At 56.0% G+C, this 14665-nt stretch carries 12 protein-coding genes; 8 read left to right on the top strand and 4 right to left on the bottom strand.

Going from position 1 to position 14665, the window contains the following annotated elements:
• Window positions 1–50: 50 nt before the first annotated feature.
• The 3 genes from KW849_RS09365 to KW849_RS09355 form a co-directional block, all read right to left on the bottom strand.
• Window positions 51–836, bottom strand: a complete 786-nt coding sequence (locus KW849_RS09365; protein WP_218429112.1) for an SDR family oxidoreductase — start codon at window positions 834–836, stop codon at window positions 51–53.
• Between the two features lie 10 nt (window positions 837–846).
• Entirely contained in the window at window positions 847–2091 is a 1245-nt protein-coding gene (locus KW849_RS09360) for a dienelactone hydrolase family protein (RefSeq protein WP_218429111.1), read from the bottom strand.
• A gap of 309 nt (window positions 2092–2400) precedes the next feature.
• A complete protein-coding gene (locus KW849_RS09355; RefSeq protein WP_218429110.1) occupies window positions 2401–2892 on the bottom strand; it encodes a lecithin retinol acyltransferase family protein in 492 nt (163 codons plus the stop codon).
• Window positions 2893–3426: 534 nt separating this feature from the next.
• Between KW849_RS09355 and KW849_RS09350 the strand changes: the two genes are divergently transcribed.
• Entirely contained in the window at window positions 3427–4452 is a 1026-nt protein-coding gene (locus KW849_RS09350; protein ID WP_218429109.1) for an AraC family transcriptional regulator, read from the top strand.
• A gap of 154 nt (window positions 4453–4606) precedes the next feature.
• Here the strand turns inward: KW849_RS09350 and KW849_RS09345 are convergent, their stop codons facing one another.
• On the bottom strand, window positions 4607–5710 hold the full coding sequence (locus KW849_RS09345; RefSeq protein ID WP_218429108.1) for a GlxA family transcriptional regulator: 1104 nt from the start codon (window positions 5708–5710) through the stop codon (window positions 4607–4609).
• Window positions 5711–6379: 669 nt separating this feature from the next.
• On the opposite strand from KW849_RS09345, the gene KW849_RS09340 reads away from it, so the two are divergent.
• The 7 genes from KW849_RS09340 (at window position 6380) to KW849_RS09310 (ending at window position 14651) form a co-directional block, all read left to right on the top strand.
• On the top strand, window positions 6380–7408 hold the full coding sequence (locus tag KW849_RS09340; protein ID WP_218429107.1) for an AraC family transcriptional regulator: 1029 nt from the start codon (window positions 6380–6382) through the stop codon (window positions 7406–7408).
• Window positions 7409–7695: 287 nt separating this feature from the next.
• Window positions 7696–8973 (top strand): OmpP1/FadL family transporter, encoded by a 1278-nt coding sequence (locus KW849_RS09335; protein WP_218429106.1) that lies wholly within the window; start codon window positions 7696–7698, stop codon window positions 8971–8973.
• A gap of 90 nt (window positions 8974–9063) precedes the next feature.
• Window positions 9064–10542 carry a DUF1254 domain-containing protein gene (locus KW849_RS09330; RefSeq protein WP_218429105.1) on the top strand — a complete coding sequence of 493 codons (1479 nt, stop codon included), beginning with the start codon at window positions 9064–9066 and terminating at the stop codon, window positions 10540–10542.
• 136 nt (window positions 10543–10678) lie between these two features.
• Complete coding sequence (locus tag KW849_RS09325) at window positions 10679–11353, top strand: DUF3313 domain-containing protein (protein ID WP_218429104.1); 675 nt, start codon at window positions 10679–10681, stop codon at window positions 11351–11353.
• A 97-nt stretch (window positions 11354–11450) separates the two neighbouring features.
• On the top strand, window positions 11451–12263 hold the full coding sequence (locus KW849_RS09320; protein ID WP_218429103.1) for a transporter: 813 nt from the start codon (window positions 11451–11453) through the stop codon (window positions 12261–12263).
• Between the two features lie 232 nt (window positions 12264–12495).
• Complete coding sequence (locus tag KW849_RS09315; protein ID WP_256357136.1) at window positions 12496–13884, top strand: DUF1254 domain-containing protein; 1389 nt, start codon at window positions 12496–12498, stop codon at window positions 13882–13884.
• A gap of 290 nt (window positions 13885–14174) precedes the next feature.
• Window positions 14175–14651 (top strand): 2,4'-dihydroxyacetophenone dioxygenase family protein, encoded by a 477-nt coding sequence (locus tag KW849_RS09310; protein ID WP_218429101.1) that lies wholly within the window; start codon window positions 14175–14177, stop codon window positions 14649–14651.
• The last annotated feature ends 14 nt before the right edge of the window (window positions 14652–14665 follow it).

Raw genomic sequence — 14665 nt, 5'->3', positions numbered from 1 at the left:
GGTGCAGCATTCGGCAGTCGCCGAACAGGGTTTCTTGTTAGTGTTCTGTGTTACTCGGCAAGCCGTGGTATCGCTGGCATATTCTGTTCCGGTCCCATGACCGAGTAGCCTCCATCGACGGCATAATCCGCGCCCGTTACAAAGCTGGCCACGGGTGAACATAGAAACGCCACCACATTGGCTACTTCGGAGGGTTCTCCCAGGCGCCCTAACAGGTGATAGGAAGCGGCGACCGCATCAGCCTTTTCACGGTTACCGCCGCTGGCTTCGGCGATCACTCGTGACCAGGTCCAGCCAGGCGATACCGAATTAACGCGGATACCGTCGGCGGCAAGGTCCATAGCCATACAGCGAGTCAGCTGCACCATCGCGGCCTTGGAGACTGGATAAAGCCAACGCCCGGTCTGGGCACACTTGGCCGAGATGGAAGTGAAATTGACAATCGCACCGCATCGGGCTTTTAGGTCCTGATGCACTGCTTGAGTCAATGCCACTGCTGAAACCAGGTTCACATCAAGCGCTTGCAGCCAATCCTTGCGGCTGGACGCAAAACCCTGGTCGCTGTAAGTGCAGGCCAGATTGATCAGCAGGTCGACCCCACCAAAACGTGCTCGAACTTCTTCGACTGCATGCGCAATGAGTTCGTCATCCGTTACATCGAGATGAAAAAAAACGGCTCGTTCACCGAGTTCGGCGGCGGCCTTGAGACCCGCTTCACGATCGATATCGAACAGCGCAACGCTAGCCCCTGCGTCCATCAACGCCCGAGCGACGGCGGAGCCAATCAGGGTCGCGCCACCACTGATCACGGCAACCTTGTTCTGTAGATGAGACATGGTTATCCCCTTAAACCGGCTTGTCGGCGCTGGAGGCCCAACTCGGCATGAGCGTATTGGAAGGCAGCGATTCATCGAGCAATTTCCGGGCGGTCACCACACCGGCCACCGGCAACCCGGTCGGGTCAAGCAGGCCGATCTGAACCAGCACGCTGGCCTGATCCCAGTAGATGTGTTCGTGATAGAGCTTCGGCCCGCGGAACTTGACTACGCCAAGCATCGGGATCTCGACGTAACGCCCGGTGGGTGCCACCCCAGGCAGCATCCAGTCGATCTCGGAGTCATGGGTAAAACTCATGATGAATTCATCGACGATCTGCGACGCACCGACCGTGCGAGACAGGGGGGTCAGCGCCATGTCCTTGGGATTGCCATGGACGAAGTGATGCTGGTAGAAGCGACTCAACTCTTTCGCACCCACGCCGCCGGTCATGGTCGGGATGTGATTGACGTAAGGTTCAGCGACCATGGTGGCCATGGTTGCAGGTACGTCCCGGGTATCGAACTCGTGGCGCACGTGCTCATCCCATAGATCTGAAAGGTTGTAGTCAGGGCCCAGAACCCGACGCAATGCAGCAACCGTCCGTTCGTGAGCCAACAGTGCAGACGGTTTGTGATAGTGATGGCCGTTGGGGCGAGCGAAGGCGTGATCAACCCCCGGATAAACGTAGAGTTCAACACCAGGCCTGTCGTGCAGTGCCTCCTGGATCGCGGACCGAGCCTGGGCAGGACAGAACTGATCCTGTTCAGCCATATGGAGCACCAGGCGACCCTGCAGACCTTCAGCTTCCGCCAAGGCGTTTTCAATACCCACGCCGTAGTAACCGACAGCACAGGCCACTTCAGGCAAGCGACAGGCCGCCAGGTAAGCCAGCTTGCCGCCCAGGCAGTAGCCCACAACACCCAGGTCACCCGGCTTACATTGGGGCATGCTTTGCAGGGCATTCAGACTGGCGCGGATATCATCAATACCCAGTGCCTCGTCAAAACCCTGGTAGAGCTCATAAGCGCGACCAAAGTCTGCCTCGGTGTAACCTAATTCGACACCGGGCTCCTGGCGCCAGTACAGGTCCGGAACCAACACGGTGTAACCTTCCTCGGCCAACAGGTCAGCGACTTCACGCATAGCCTGGTTGACGCCGAAGATTTCCTGACAGAGCACCACGCCCGGTCCGCGACCATCGACAGAGGTCGCCAGATAAGCCTGGAAGTGACCGCCGGACAGAACCGGCACGCTGACATACTGGCCTTTCATATCGAATCTCCAAGGGTTCAGGATCGTTGGAGATGATATTGGGCACCTTCAGTGGTGCCGACTATCCGCTGAATGCGGCGCCTGTCCGTGACATGCAGGAAGTTAACAAGAGGGACAGAACCCGATGGGCAAAATGAAATAAAGCTGTGTGAATGGCCTGAAGATAATCAGAGCGACACCGGTTACAAAGAGCCGCCCTTCTCCCTCGACAGGCTCGACGAAAAAAAGCGCAGGAAGGACGATTCATACATGAGTCGGATGAACACGCTGCTTAGTGTGATCATTGATCTGAAAGGTAAAAGCGAAGTATCAAACGATGGCGGCGCGTTGAAACAGTCCTGGCAGAGCTAGCAGAAGCAGTCGCAGCGCTGCGAAAGGATGAACCGCAAAATTGCGCACCTGGTCACTGCGACTCTCGCCATAAAGGCACCAATTGCAGAAATGTTCGCAGTTGTTGGTCAGCAGTCGGTATTGATTTTCTCCCATGCGAGACAGGGCTCGCCGGACCACTTCTTCTCGTTGAAATCTGACCTGTTGGGCCGTACGGACCCAGACCGGATTTCCCGAGGAAAACCGCTGCAACTCAATGACTTCGACAGGACCCGCGTGCAAGCCGGAACAAAGTCCGGAGTAGTGAACGACTTGAGACGCTCCCAGGTAAATCCCATGATGGTAATAACCATTTCGGGAGGTGATGAGATGGCTCCCCACGGGAACCTCTGCGCCAGCCATCCAATCCCAGTCATACCATTGGTTGGCAGGAAGTTCCTTTGCCTGCGAAGATGAAAAGGGCATGTTCATCGCACTTCGCCTTATCAGAATTGTGGCGGGTACCGCCCGAAATGATCTGGACGGCGCTCCCACTCGGTTAATTCAGAAGCGTTGGTACGATATTGAACATCTGCCTCCAGAGGGACTATCCGCTGGGTGCTGAACCTGTCCACGGCATGCAGAAAGATTTCTGGTTCGGCCTGCCGGGCTTTTCAGCTCTGCACCGAGAATCGGCGAGGCAATAGACTGCGCAACTGACTCACAAACGCTGATTGACCACTCCTCAAAAAACACGAAACAGCCAACGAAAAGAATGTTGGACGCCTAAGGTTCGCGGGAGGATTCTAGGATCGAATGAATCATGCTCAGCGATAGCCTGAGCAAAGGGAACGCCGCATGGCATGCCCATTGCTTCAGCAGGTAGATAGCCCCGATGAGGGCACAAAAAGAAACGGACATGTCCACAGGTTATCCGGTTAATGCAGTGACTATCCTTATCCTGCAAAACCTCGGTAACACGACTGTGCGCAATGCCTTGAAACCGTGCATGCAAGTGAGGCGACCATGAGCCTGAGTGCCATCCTGCAGAGCAGCGGCAGTCTCTTTGACAGAGCTTCGCTGTTCACCCCGCAAAACCAGCTGTTTCTTTTCAATGATCTGGAAGCCATTCGCCGAGGCGTCAGCAGCGTCTTCACACATCATGATCTGCGTTGCGTAGAAGAATCCGACGGCATCAGTGCACGAATGCACCATGTCAATCGCGGACACCTGTCCTTGAACAGGCTGGAGTATGGAGCAAGGGTCAATATCGACCCGGGTCGCCTGGGAAGTTTCTTTCTGATCCAGATCCCCATCAGTGGCCAGGCGCGCATCATGTGCGGCGACCATGATTTTATCTCCACGCCCCACAAAGCCTCGTTGATTTCACCCACTCTGCCGTTATCGATGTGCTGGGACGCCAACGCCCCCCAACTGGTACTTCGAATCGAACGCAGCGAAATTGAATACCATTGTGCCCAGCACCTCGGTCACGTGATGGACAGACCTCTGGAGTTTCATCCCGAACTCGACCTGACCACCCCGGGTGGAAATTACTTCCTCCAACTGATCACCATGCTGGCTGACGCGATTACATTGGGCGAACACCCACTCCACCACGCCCTTGTGCTCAAGCAGTTCGAATCCGTCCTGATCAATGCATTGGTCTATGGTCAACCCAACAACCTGCGAGAACAACTGGAGTGCGCCAGCAAACCAAAAACGCTGCCCTATTTCGTCAAAAGGACCGAGGAGTATATGCGGGCTCATGCCAATGAACCGCTGAGCATAGAGCAGTTGGCCGAACACGCCGGGGTCAGTGTTCGCACACTGTTTGCCGGCTTCCGCGATTTTTGCGATACCACGCCCATGGCCTATCTGCGCAACCTGCGATTGGAGCAGGTGCATCTTGAATTGAGCAATCAGAGTCATGATGCGTCGGTAACCGATATCGCCTTCAAATGGGGCTTTGCCCACTTGGGTCGGTTTGCCCAGGAATATAAAAAACGTTTTGGCGAAGCACCGTCAACGACGCTTAGATTTCGAAGCTGATATTCGATAACTCAAACCAGAGCGACATCACTCTATCAACCGACCACGGCTGACAGAAAATCAAAAGATCGCAGCCTACGGCAGCTCCTACAAGGGAACGTGTTTCAACCCGTAGGAGCTGCCGTAGGCTGCGATCTTTTAATGGCTTCTCGGTTTAAAGCCTTACGCTAGCGAAAGTCGACTCATTGCGCGCCTGGCTCAGCGCCGACAACGGTCCGGACAACGGCGACAGCACCAGGGCTTGTGGCAGCGGCGTCATCGCGACTTGTTGTGTGGTGTTGGACCCTACGCGCTCGTCACGCGGCGGAATACCGTAGTACTCGCGGTAGCACTTGGAGAAGTGCGGCGTGGACACGAAACCACAGACCGACGCCACTTCGATGATCGACATCGGCGTTTGCTTGAGCAATTGCCGCGCGCGGATCAGGCGCAGCTTGAGGTAGTAACGCGACGGCGAGCAGTGCAGGTACTTCTGGAACAGCCGCTCCAGCTGACGTCGCGAAACGGCGACGTACACCGCCAGTTCGTCGAGGTCAATCGGCTCTTCGAGGTTGGCATCCATCAGCGCGACGATTTCCTGCAACTTCGGCTGGTTGGTGCCGAGCATGTGCTTGAGTGGCACGCGTTGGTGATCCTGTTCGTTGCGAATGCGCTCGTAGACGAACATTTCCGAGATGGCCGCCGACAATTCACGCCCATGATCACGGCTGATCAGGTGCAGCATCATGTCCAGTGGCGCAGTGCCGCCGGAGCTGGTGAAGCGGTTCCGGTCGAGGGTGAACAGCCGGGTGCTCATGGTCACCCGAGGAAAGGCTTCCTGCATCGCCGCCAGGCACTCCCAGTGCACACTGCAATCGAACCCGTCGAGCAGGCCGGCACCGGCCAGCGCCCAACTGCCGGTGCACACCGCGCCCAGGCGTTTGGACTGACGTGCCTGGCTCTGCAGCCACGACACGTGTGCGCGGGTCACCGTGCGTTGAATGCCGATCCCGCCACAGACAATCACAATGTCGAGCGGCGGCGCTTTGTGCATGGCGGCGTCAGGTGTGATCTGCAGACCGTCACTGGCCCAGACTTGACCGCCATCGACGGTGAGCGTGGTCCAGCGATACAGCTCGCGGCCGGATAACTGATTCGCCATGCGCAGGGGTTCCACTGCGGACGCCAGGGAAATCAGCGTGAAATTGTCCAGCAGCAGAAAGCCGATGGATTGAGGCGCACGGTTCTGGGGTTGGGCCCCGGAGTTGAACGTCGTCATCGCGGTATCTCCTCACACAAAGCGGGTAAACGGCCTCAGGCGCAGGCTCTTTTTATTGCTCGTTCGGCGAGCTATCTGTATTTACTTGCAAAACTCACACCTGACTTCAATGGATCCTTCCATGCGTTCAAAAAACGACACTCCGATGTCTCTATCTCGATGGTCGCCAGGGGAAAGGTTAAAAGCGAAGGAGATGTGGTCAACCGCTCTACTCATTGGCAGTGAGCAATAAGGTAGCGTTTTTGGGAGGGAATGGCCGAAAACGGCAACTTGCTTGTTACCGACATGCACAGGTCGGTTTCGGAAGGAACAGTGGGCGATGACGCTAGTGATTGCAGCAAGCTGAAGTATGCGCCGCGATGGTGCATGGAGACCTATACCCGGTCACGCCGCAGCGTCCAAGGCATACCCGGGAACGCTTGTAATCGACCCTTTCCTGCAACTAACTGTTTTCAAGGGCTCATTACCGCCGATGACGGAGAGCAAGACCTTCTTGCACGTTTTATAACGTATTCGAGATGATGGCTTTGAGATACTATCTAAAGGTCAGAGAGTCTTGCGACTGCATTGGAGTGGCGTATTTTACAATGACCATTTTTACGGAAAGCAATGGTCTGAACCCGCTCGTCGCTCGTCCAATTTCAATATCAGGAATGATTGCGAACCAATATGCCAAAAAAACAATCGTCTTTAAAAATGAGTGGCCCAGGAGAAATCAGCACGAGTCCATTTCGCAGCCTCCCGCAAGTAGTTGATTTTATAGGTGGTTCCTCGCAGAGAGTATTCCAGAAAGCAGGCCTGAGTTTAGAGCAATTCGTCAATGAAGAACGGCACCTCACCTATATGGACGCTGCTCACCTATTCAAAGCTGCATTCGAACACACCGATTGCCCCCATATTGGCTTACTGATAGGCGAGCGTTGTGCACTGGATGATTTGGGTCCGGTGGGCCAGCTTATGCGTCTGGCGAATACACCAGGCGATGCATTAAACGACCTGGTCGGACATGCAAACCTCTATGATCGTGGCGCGACCCCACTCCTGCTTCCCTTGGCGGGCCAACACAGTTTGTTGGGATATGTCATTTATCGCCACGACCTGCCCAATCAATCATTACTTGTTGACACTGCCGTCATGGTGGGCCTGCAAATGTTGCGGACATTGTTAGGTGCTAACTGGACGCCCGTTCGTGTGCAGTTTTCATATCGCAAGCCATCCGATATCACCCCGTACGTCAGAAAATTTCGCTGTGACATTCAGTTCAATGCAAGTATCTCCGGACTTGTAATCAATAATCAGCAACTCCGGCAAATTCAATGCACGGCGAATCCACGCTTACACCATCTGCTTAAACTGGCTATTGCGACCGCCACGTCACCTTTGACGATGTCAGAACAAATAAAGAGCCAGGCATACGCTCTATTATTGAAAGGCCAGGCAAACTCCAAGCACATCGCCAGTCAATTCTCATTGAATGAAAGAACGCTGCGACGCCGGCTGGATGCGGAAGGTTCTCACCTTAAAGAACTGATCACCGATTCCAGAAGCAATTTCGCGCGGCAGCTCTTGAAAGATACGGATTTGCCGATATCCACAATCTCTCAGACCCTTCAATACCAGGATCCAAACGCCTTCTCCCGTGCATTCAAAACGTGGACAAATACGTCACCACAGCATTGGAGAGATGGACTGGAGTAGCCTCCATCGTGGGTTGACTCAACAATTTCCATACCCCCGCGGTACCGCGCGCACTGTCCGAAAATGCAAGGTGCCTTTCTGATGATTGCCGTAAAGTGAACGCAACAACAGGTTGGTTGCAAAGCTGATCTTCGGTTTTTGTGCTGTTCATGGGGCTGGCGATTAGTTGCACCTGCGGGTGGAGTTCCGCGCAGACACTCAAGAAGGCCACACGAGTAAAAGACGATGCCCTGGCCTTGGGGCGATCCAAGCGATATCGATTGAGTGATCTGGTAGAGAGGGATTTCATGCCGTTAAATAGAAGTGTGTTGTCGATTACTGTTCTTAGTGCGCTGACACTCTTGACCAGTGGCCGCAGTGTTGCCGGTGGCCTGATGTTGTACGAAATCGCCACCGACAACGTCGGACTGGCCAATGCCGGTGCAGCGGCCCGGGCACAAGGCCCTTCGACCATCGCCAGCAACCCCGCTGGCTTGAGCTACCTCAGCGGAACACAGATCTCCGCTGGCGCTCAGGTTCTTTTTGGTGACTTATCGTTCGATAAAGACAGTGAAACCAATACACCGGGCACCGGCAGTGGTAACGCGCTCAATCCCATACCGGGTGGCAGTTTCTTCATCAGCCATCAACTGGATGATCGGTGGTCCGTCGGCTTCGGCTCCTATGGCGATTTCGGCCTCGCTGAAAACTACGACAACGACTGGTCCGGCCGTTATTTCGTGCAGAACGCAAGCATTGCGGGACTGTCACTGGTACCCAGTGTCGCCTATCGCTTCAACGATCAATGGTCCGTCGGCGTCGGACTGAAAGCCATGTACGGGACGCTGAAGAGCGAAGCCGCCATCGATCAGAAGCCGCTCGGACTGACACAACGGGGTGACGGCCAATACAAATACCGGGACAGCACATGGGGTTACGGCGCCAACGCAGGCGTGATTTATGCCCCAAGGCCCGGCACCCGGATTGGCCTGGCTTACACCAGTCAGGTTGACCTCGACTTCGAGGATCGCCTGGATGTGCAGAGCAGTGCTCCGTCGGTGAGCCGCCTCAACAGCCTCAACACCAAAATCGACCTGAAAGTACCGCAAACAGCGACCCTCAGCCTGTACCAGCAACTGGATACGCAGTGGTCTATGCTGGCCACAGTCAATTGGCAGGATTGGTCGCAATTCCGCGACATCGGCATTGACGTAGACACTTCCAGAAGCGGTTCAAGGGCCGCCTCAATCGATGCGCATTACAAGGACACGTATCAATTGGCGCTTGGTGCTCAATACCAGATGAACCAGGACTGGGTCTGGGATTTCGGTATCGCCTATGACACGTCCGCTGTGTCCGATGGTGATCGGACGCTCACCGTGCCCATGGGCGCCGCCTGGCGCTTCGCCACAGGCTTTACTTATTCGCTGAATAAAGAGACAGACGTGAATTTCAGTTGGGTCACCGTGTGGATGGGGGACATGTCAGTCGATCAGCAGAAAACGCTGTCTGGCAATCGTGTATCAGGCGAGTTCGACAACGCCTGGATTCAAGCCCTGACCGCCAACATGACTTGGCACTATTGAAAAATCGACGAGGGTTTCAGGTCTTCAGATGACTTGACCGTGGACATGAACACTCACGACGCCAGCTTGCAAAAAACCAACGAGGTGAAAATGAACAGGATGTCAAACAAGGGCTGGACAATGGCTGCGGCGGTCGTCGTCGGTTCAACGCTTTTCGCCGGTTGTACGAGCAAGCTCGATCCGATTACACAGGCAGACAAGGCGGATGTGGCCAAGGGCGTTTCCGCGCCGACGCTGGAGCAAACCAAGGCGATCGCCGAGGAAGGCTTTATCTACGGCTTGCCGCTGGTCATGAACTACGCCGTGATGAACGAATTCGCGGTGGACTCCAGGTCCAGCCAGTTCAAGGCCCCTTTCAACCAAATGCACAACGAGCATCGGGTTTCTACTCCCGCCGACACGGCCGTCATTACGCCAAACAGCGACACCCCGTACTCGATACTCTGGGCCGACCTGCGCGCCGAACCGCTCGTGATCACCGTGCCGACCGTCTCCAAAAAGCGCTACTACTCGGTGCAACTGATCGACGGCAACACCTATAACTACGGCTACGTCGGCAGCCGGGCAACCGCCAGCGCACCCGGGAGCTATCTGATTGCAGGCCCCGACTGGAAGGGTGCGACCCCTCCTGGCATCGACAAGGTGTTCAGCTCCACGACCCCTTTCGCACTGACGTTGATCCGCACCCAGTTGTTCAATCCAGCCGACATGCCGAATGTCGAGAAGCTGCAGGCGGGTTACAAGGTCCAGCCACTGTCCGCTTTCCTCCATCAACCCGCGCCGCCCGCTGCGCCGAAGATTGCTTTCGTGCCGGCCACCACGGAGGGCATCAAGGCCAACTTCTTCGAGTACCTGTCGGCCGCGTTGGAGTATGTGCCGCCATCGGCTGAGGACAAGGCGATCCGGGCGAAGCTGGCCAGCATCGGCGTAGGCCCCGGTCGCAGCTTCGAATTCAAGGACCTCTCGCTCGAGCACAAGGCCGTGGTCCTGCTCGGGATGAAGGCCGGCGACGAGAAGGTCGACAAGTTCCTCTCGAGCGGAATGAAGAATATCAACGGCTGGAGCGTCGGCGCGTTCTTCGGCGACCAGGCGTTCTACAAAGGCGACTGGTTGATGCGGGCTGGCGCCTCGAAGGCTGGTCTGTACGGTAATGATGCCGCCGAGGCGATGTACCCCATTACGCGTACCGATGGCAACGGCCAGACGTTGAACACCGGCAAGCACAACTACACGCTCACCTTCCCCGCCGGCAAACTGCCGCCAGTCAACTCCTTCTGGTCGGTGACCATGTACGACGGCAAGAGCCAGCTGCTGATCAAGAACCCGATCAACCGCTACCTGATCAATTCGCCGATGCTCTCGACGATGAAGAAGAACGCAGATGGCTCACTGACGCTGTACATCCAGAAGGATTCGCCGGGCAAGGCCAAGGAGGCCAACTGGTTGCCGGCGCCTGACGACACGGCCTATCTGGTGATGCGCCTCTATTGGCCGAAGACCACGGCGCCTTCGATTCTTCCCGCCGGCAGCGGCAGCTGGCAGCCGCCGGCAGTGATGGCGTCGAAGTAACGCGAATTTGCGGCTGCTTGCAGTTGGCAAGCAGTCGTTCGATTGCTCAGGCAGAGATCCCGAAAAGGCTGAGGCCACAGGGTCTGGCCTTGAATAACAGACATTCAGGAACACATCCCTCAAGGAGTACCGTTACATGAACTTCTCGCACAAATGGATAACGGGTGCCGCACTGAGCAGTTTGTTATTGACCGGCTGCGTATCGAAAGTTACCGAGCAACAACAGTACTCCGGCTTTCTGAAGAGTTATGGCGGCCTGCAGGAAACCACCTCGCCAAGTGGCGTGGAAGTGCTGCGCTGGGTGGCGCCTGGGTTCAAGCCTGCGGATTATTCCACGGTGGTCTTCGAGCGTTTGGAACTGTATCCGGCGCCCAAGCCGGATGAACGTGTGGACCTGAAAACATTACAGGAATTGCAGGCCTACACCACTGAAAGCACCAAGCAGGCATTGTCCCAGAATTACCTGGTCGTTCCAGACTCCAGAGATGTTCGCAAAGGCGAGCGAGCGCTGATCCTGCAGGCGGCAATCACGGGCGTGACAGCCACCAACGAAGGCATGAAATGGTACGAAGTGGTGCCGGTCGCGGCAGTCATAGGTGCAACTCAGGCCGCCACCGGGCATCGCGACCAGAATACCGAGCTGTATATCGAGGCGGACTTGATCGACGCCAAGACTGGCGCACCGGTCGCAAAAGCCGTGCGTAAAGTGTTTGGCGAGAACCTGAAGAACGCCAGCCAGAAAATCACCGCGAATGACTTCAAAGCGGCCATCAAGGGAATGACCGGCGACATGCAGACGTTACTCAAGTAATCGTCACTGCGGGTACTCAAGCAGTTTCTGCCGATCGTTAGCGGGCTCCCCTTGATAGTCGAGGAGCCCGTGGCGATCCGCATTCAAGGATTTCAACATGTACAAACGCATTGAACGGCTTTTGCTCGCACTTTCGGCTTTCGGTATATCCGTTTCCAGTCAGGCTGACGATCAGGCGGAACTGGCTAAACAGTCATTGAATCCAGTCGCGGCACTGTACAGCTTGCCCATCCAATACAACTGGAATCAGAAAATGGGGCCCTCCGGCAATGGAATCCAGAGCGTCACCAATATCCAGCCGGTTTTACCCTTCTCACTCAATGACGATTGGAATCTGATCTCTCGCACGATCCTCCCGGTCATTGATCAGCATGGACTGGCACCGAGGGGCATCGCCGATAAAAGCGGCGTGGGCGACACCACGCAAAGCTTCTTTTTCTCTCCCAAAAGGCCCACCGAGGACGGCTGGATCTGGGGCGCAGGCCCCGCGCTGCTGTTACCGACCGGTAGTGATGAGCTACTGAGTAGCGAACAATGGGGGATTGGGCCGACAGCGGTGGCGTTGAAGCAGGCCAACGGTTGGACGACCGGTATTCTGGCGAACCACATCTGGTCGCTGGACAACAACCCGGCCAATGACAAGGAGAAGGTCAATCAGACGTATCTGCAACCCTTTCTGGTCTATACCACAGCGTCGTACACCAGTTTTGGCATTAATACAGAATCCACTTACGACTGGGAAGCCAGGGAGTGGAATGTGCCGATTAACCTGTTCGTGACGCAATTGTTCAAAGTCGGCAAGCAACCCATGAGCCTTCAGGTGGGACCGCGATACTGGGCGGACAGTCCTGAAGATGGTGCACACGGTTGGGGCTTTCGGGTGGCGTATACACTACTCTTTCCCAAGTGAAACGATCCGTGAGATGTGCGTTTAGCGCTCGAATGATTGATTGCCTGCGATTCGGTGAGATTCGAGAAGTTGCCTCCTTGATGGGCACAGAGATGCATCAGGATCGTCAGGGGTTCCTGCCTTTGGGGAATATCGCCTGATTAGCAGTTAGCTGACCGACACCCCCGTCTAACACGAAAAATGGAGTTTCAGGTTCATGACAACCACACTACCGAGAACATTTGGCTGTGCGATGTTATTGCTCGCGTCCCTTGGATCTACGCTCGTCCAGGCCGCGGACATCACGCCCACGGAGACGAAAGCCATCGCCGAGGAAGGCTACATCTACGGTCTGCCCATCGTGATGAACTACGCGATCATGTACGACTATGCCGTGGACAAGAGCTCCGGTCAGTACAAGGCACCGTTCAACCAAATTCACAGCATGCACAATGTCTTTAGCTACAAGGACACGGCCATCGTCTCGCCGAACAGCGACACACCGTATTCCATGATGTTCATGGACCTGCGTAGCGAGCCGATCGTGCTATCGGTACCGACGGTGGAGAAACCGCGGTACTACTCGGTGCAGCTAGTCGATAACAACACCAACAACTTCGGTTATATCGGCAGCCGTACCACCGGCAGCGAAGCCGGCGATTACCTGCTGGTCGGCCCAGACTGGAAAGGCGTGACCCCGCCTGGCATCAAGAAGGTGTTTCATTCCAATACACAACTCCTCTTCGCGATCTTTCGCACCCAGCTCTACAATCCGGCGGACATGCCAAACGTAGAAAAGATCCAGTCCGGTTATGCGGCCCAGCCGTTATCGGCTTATCTCAAGCAGCCCGCGCCGCCTGCCGCGCCGGCGATCGACTTTCCGAAGTTCGACAAGGCCCTGGCCAAGACCGACTTCTTCAAGTATCTGGGCTTTGCGTTGCAGTTTGCCCCGGCCACACCGGAAGAAGTGGCGATCCGCGCGAAGCTGGCCCGTCTGGGCATTGGCGCCGGCAAGGACTTCAACTTCCAGGATCTGTCCGCCGAGCAAAAGGCCGCAATGGTTGAGGGCATGCAGGCTGGGCATGCGAAGGTCCAGGATGCAGTCAATCATCTCGGCACGCAGGTCAATGGCTGGAACATCGTGAGTTCCGGCGGTAATGCCGCATTCTACAAGGGTGATTGGCTAAAGCGTGCCGCCATCGCACAAGCGGGCATCTACGCCAACGACGCCGAAGAGGCCACGTATCCGATGGCCAAGATCCTGTCCGATGGTACGCCGCTTGACGGCAGCAAACACAACTACACCCTCACCTTTCCCGCTGGACAGCTCCCGCCGGTCAATGCTTTCTGGTCGGTGACGATGTACGACGGCAAGAGCCAACTGCTGATCAAGAATCCGATCAATCGCTACCTCATCAACTCGCCGATGCTACCTGACATGAAGAAAAATGCGGACGGCTCGCTGACGCTCTACGTCCAGAAGGACTCACCCGGCGCAGACAAGGAAAGCAACTGGCTGCCCGCACCGAATGATCTGATCTACATGGTGATGCGCCTGTATTGGCCGAAGACGGAAAACCCTTCCGTCCTGCCGCCTGGCAAAGGCACGTGGAGTCCGCCGGCGATCGTCAAAATCAATTGAGCACCTGACGACCGGTTGCAGCGGACGGCGCTGGCGTGCCGCCGCTGAACCGGGGCGTCAGGGTTTCGCAGAGACCCTGACGTCCGCTTTGATCACCCAATGGCCGACGGTGGCCACAAACCGTAGATATTGTTGTTTTGGCGTTATTTGCACAGCACTGCGCATGCCGCGATTCAACGCCATTGGATGGATCCCCCTCCTCAAGAGGGGGGCGGTGTGAGCACGGCCTGTTCACGATGCGCTTGCCGCACCGTGTAAATCCTTCCACCGTCCAACAGAGAACAACAAGCATGTTTTATGAAAACATCGACACCTCCTCCATCAACGACGAGGACCTGCCGTGGGTTCCGTTCGCACCTTACAGCGATGAAATCTTCATCAAATACATCAAGTGCGACCCGGTTCGCGGGGAAACCATCACCCTGCTCAAGGCCCCGGCCGGGTCTTCTCTGCCCAAGCACCATCACTCCGGCACGGTCATCGTTTACACCATCAAGGGTGGCTGGAAATACCTGGAGCACGACTGGATCTCAAAACCGGGCGGCGTGGTGTTCGAAACCGCAGGTTCCAGCCATACGCCGATCGTGCTGACTGAATATGGCGATGAACTGATCACCTTGAACATCACCCAGGGCGACCTGCTGTATTACGACGATAACAACAACATCGTGGCCGTCGAGAACTGGAAATCCAGCGTGGATCGTTACCTGGCGTTCTGCAAGGCCAACGATATCGAGCCCAAAGACATCACCAGCTTTGCGGTCTGACCAGCCCTCCAATC

Source organism: Pseudomonas sp. PDM26 (assembly GCF_019219185.1).
Taxonomy (GTDB): Bacteria; Pseudomonadota; Gammaproteobacteria; order Pseudomonadales; family Pseudomonadaceae; genus Aquipseudomonas.
The sequence above is the reverse complement of the archived record's forward strand: the minus strand, read 5'-3'. Positions and strand labels throughout refer to the sequence as shown.

Excerpts from the sequence above, each read along its gene's own strand:
- KW849_RS09365 (WP_218429112.1), bottom strand. The coding sequence starts at position 836 with ATGTCTCATCTACAGAACAAGGTTGCCGTGATCAGTGGTGGCGCGACC.
- KW849_RS09360 (WP_218429111.1), bottom strand. The coding sequence starts at position 2,091 with ATGAAAGGCCAGTATGTCAGCGTGCCGGTTCTGTCCGGCGGTCACTTC.
- KW849_RS09355 (WP_218429110.1), bottom strand. The coding sequence starts at position 2,892 with ATGAACATGCCCTTTTCATCTTCGCAGGCAAAGGAACTTCCTGCCAAC.
- KW849_RS09350 (WP_218429109.1), top strand. The coding sequence starts at position 3,427 with ATGAGCCTGAGTGCCATCCTGCAGAGCAGCGGCAGTCTCTTTGACAGA.
- KW849_RS09345 (WP_218429108.1), bottom strand. The coding sequence starts at position 5,710 with ATGACGACGTTCAACTCCGGGGCCCAACCCCAGAACCGTGCGCCTCAA.
- KW849_RS09340 (WP_218429107.1), top strand. The coding sequence starts at position 6,380 with ATGCCAAAAAAACAATCGTCTTTAAAAATGAGTGGCCCAGGAGAAATC.
- KW849_RS09335 (WP_218429106.1), top strand. The coding sequence starts at position 7,696 with ATGCCGTTAAATAGAAGTGTGTTGTCGATTACTGTTCTTAGTGCGCTG.
- KW849_RS09330 (WP_218429105.1), top strand. The coding sequence starts at position 9,064 with ATGAACAGGATGTCAAACAAGGGCTGGACAATGGCTGCGGCGGTCGTC.
- KW849_RS09325 (WP_218429104.1), top strand. The coding sequence starts at position 10,679 with ATGAACTTCTCGCACAAATGGATAACGGGTGCCGCACTGAGCAGTTTG.
- KW849_RS09320 (WP_218429103.1), top strand. The coding sequence starts at position 11,451 with ATGTACAAACGCATTGAACGGCTTTTGCTCGCACTTTCGGCTTTCGGT.
- KW849_RS09315 (WP_256357136.1), top strand. The coding sequence starts at position 12,496 with ATGTTATTGCTCGCGTCCCTTGGATCTACGCTCGTCCAGGCCGCGGAC.
- KW849_RS09310 (WP_218429101.1), top strand. The coding sequence starts at position 14,175 with ATGTTTTATGAAAACATCGACACCTCCTCCATCAACGACGAGGACCTG.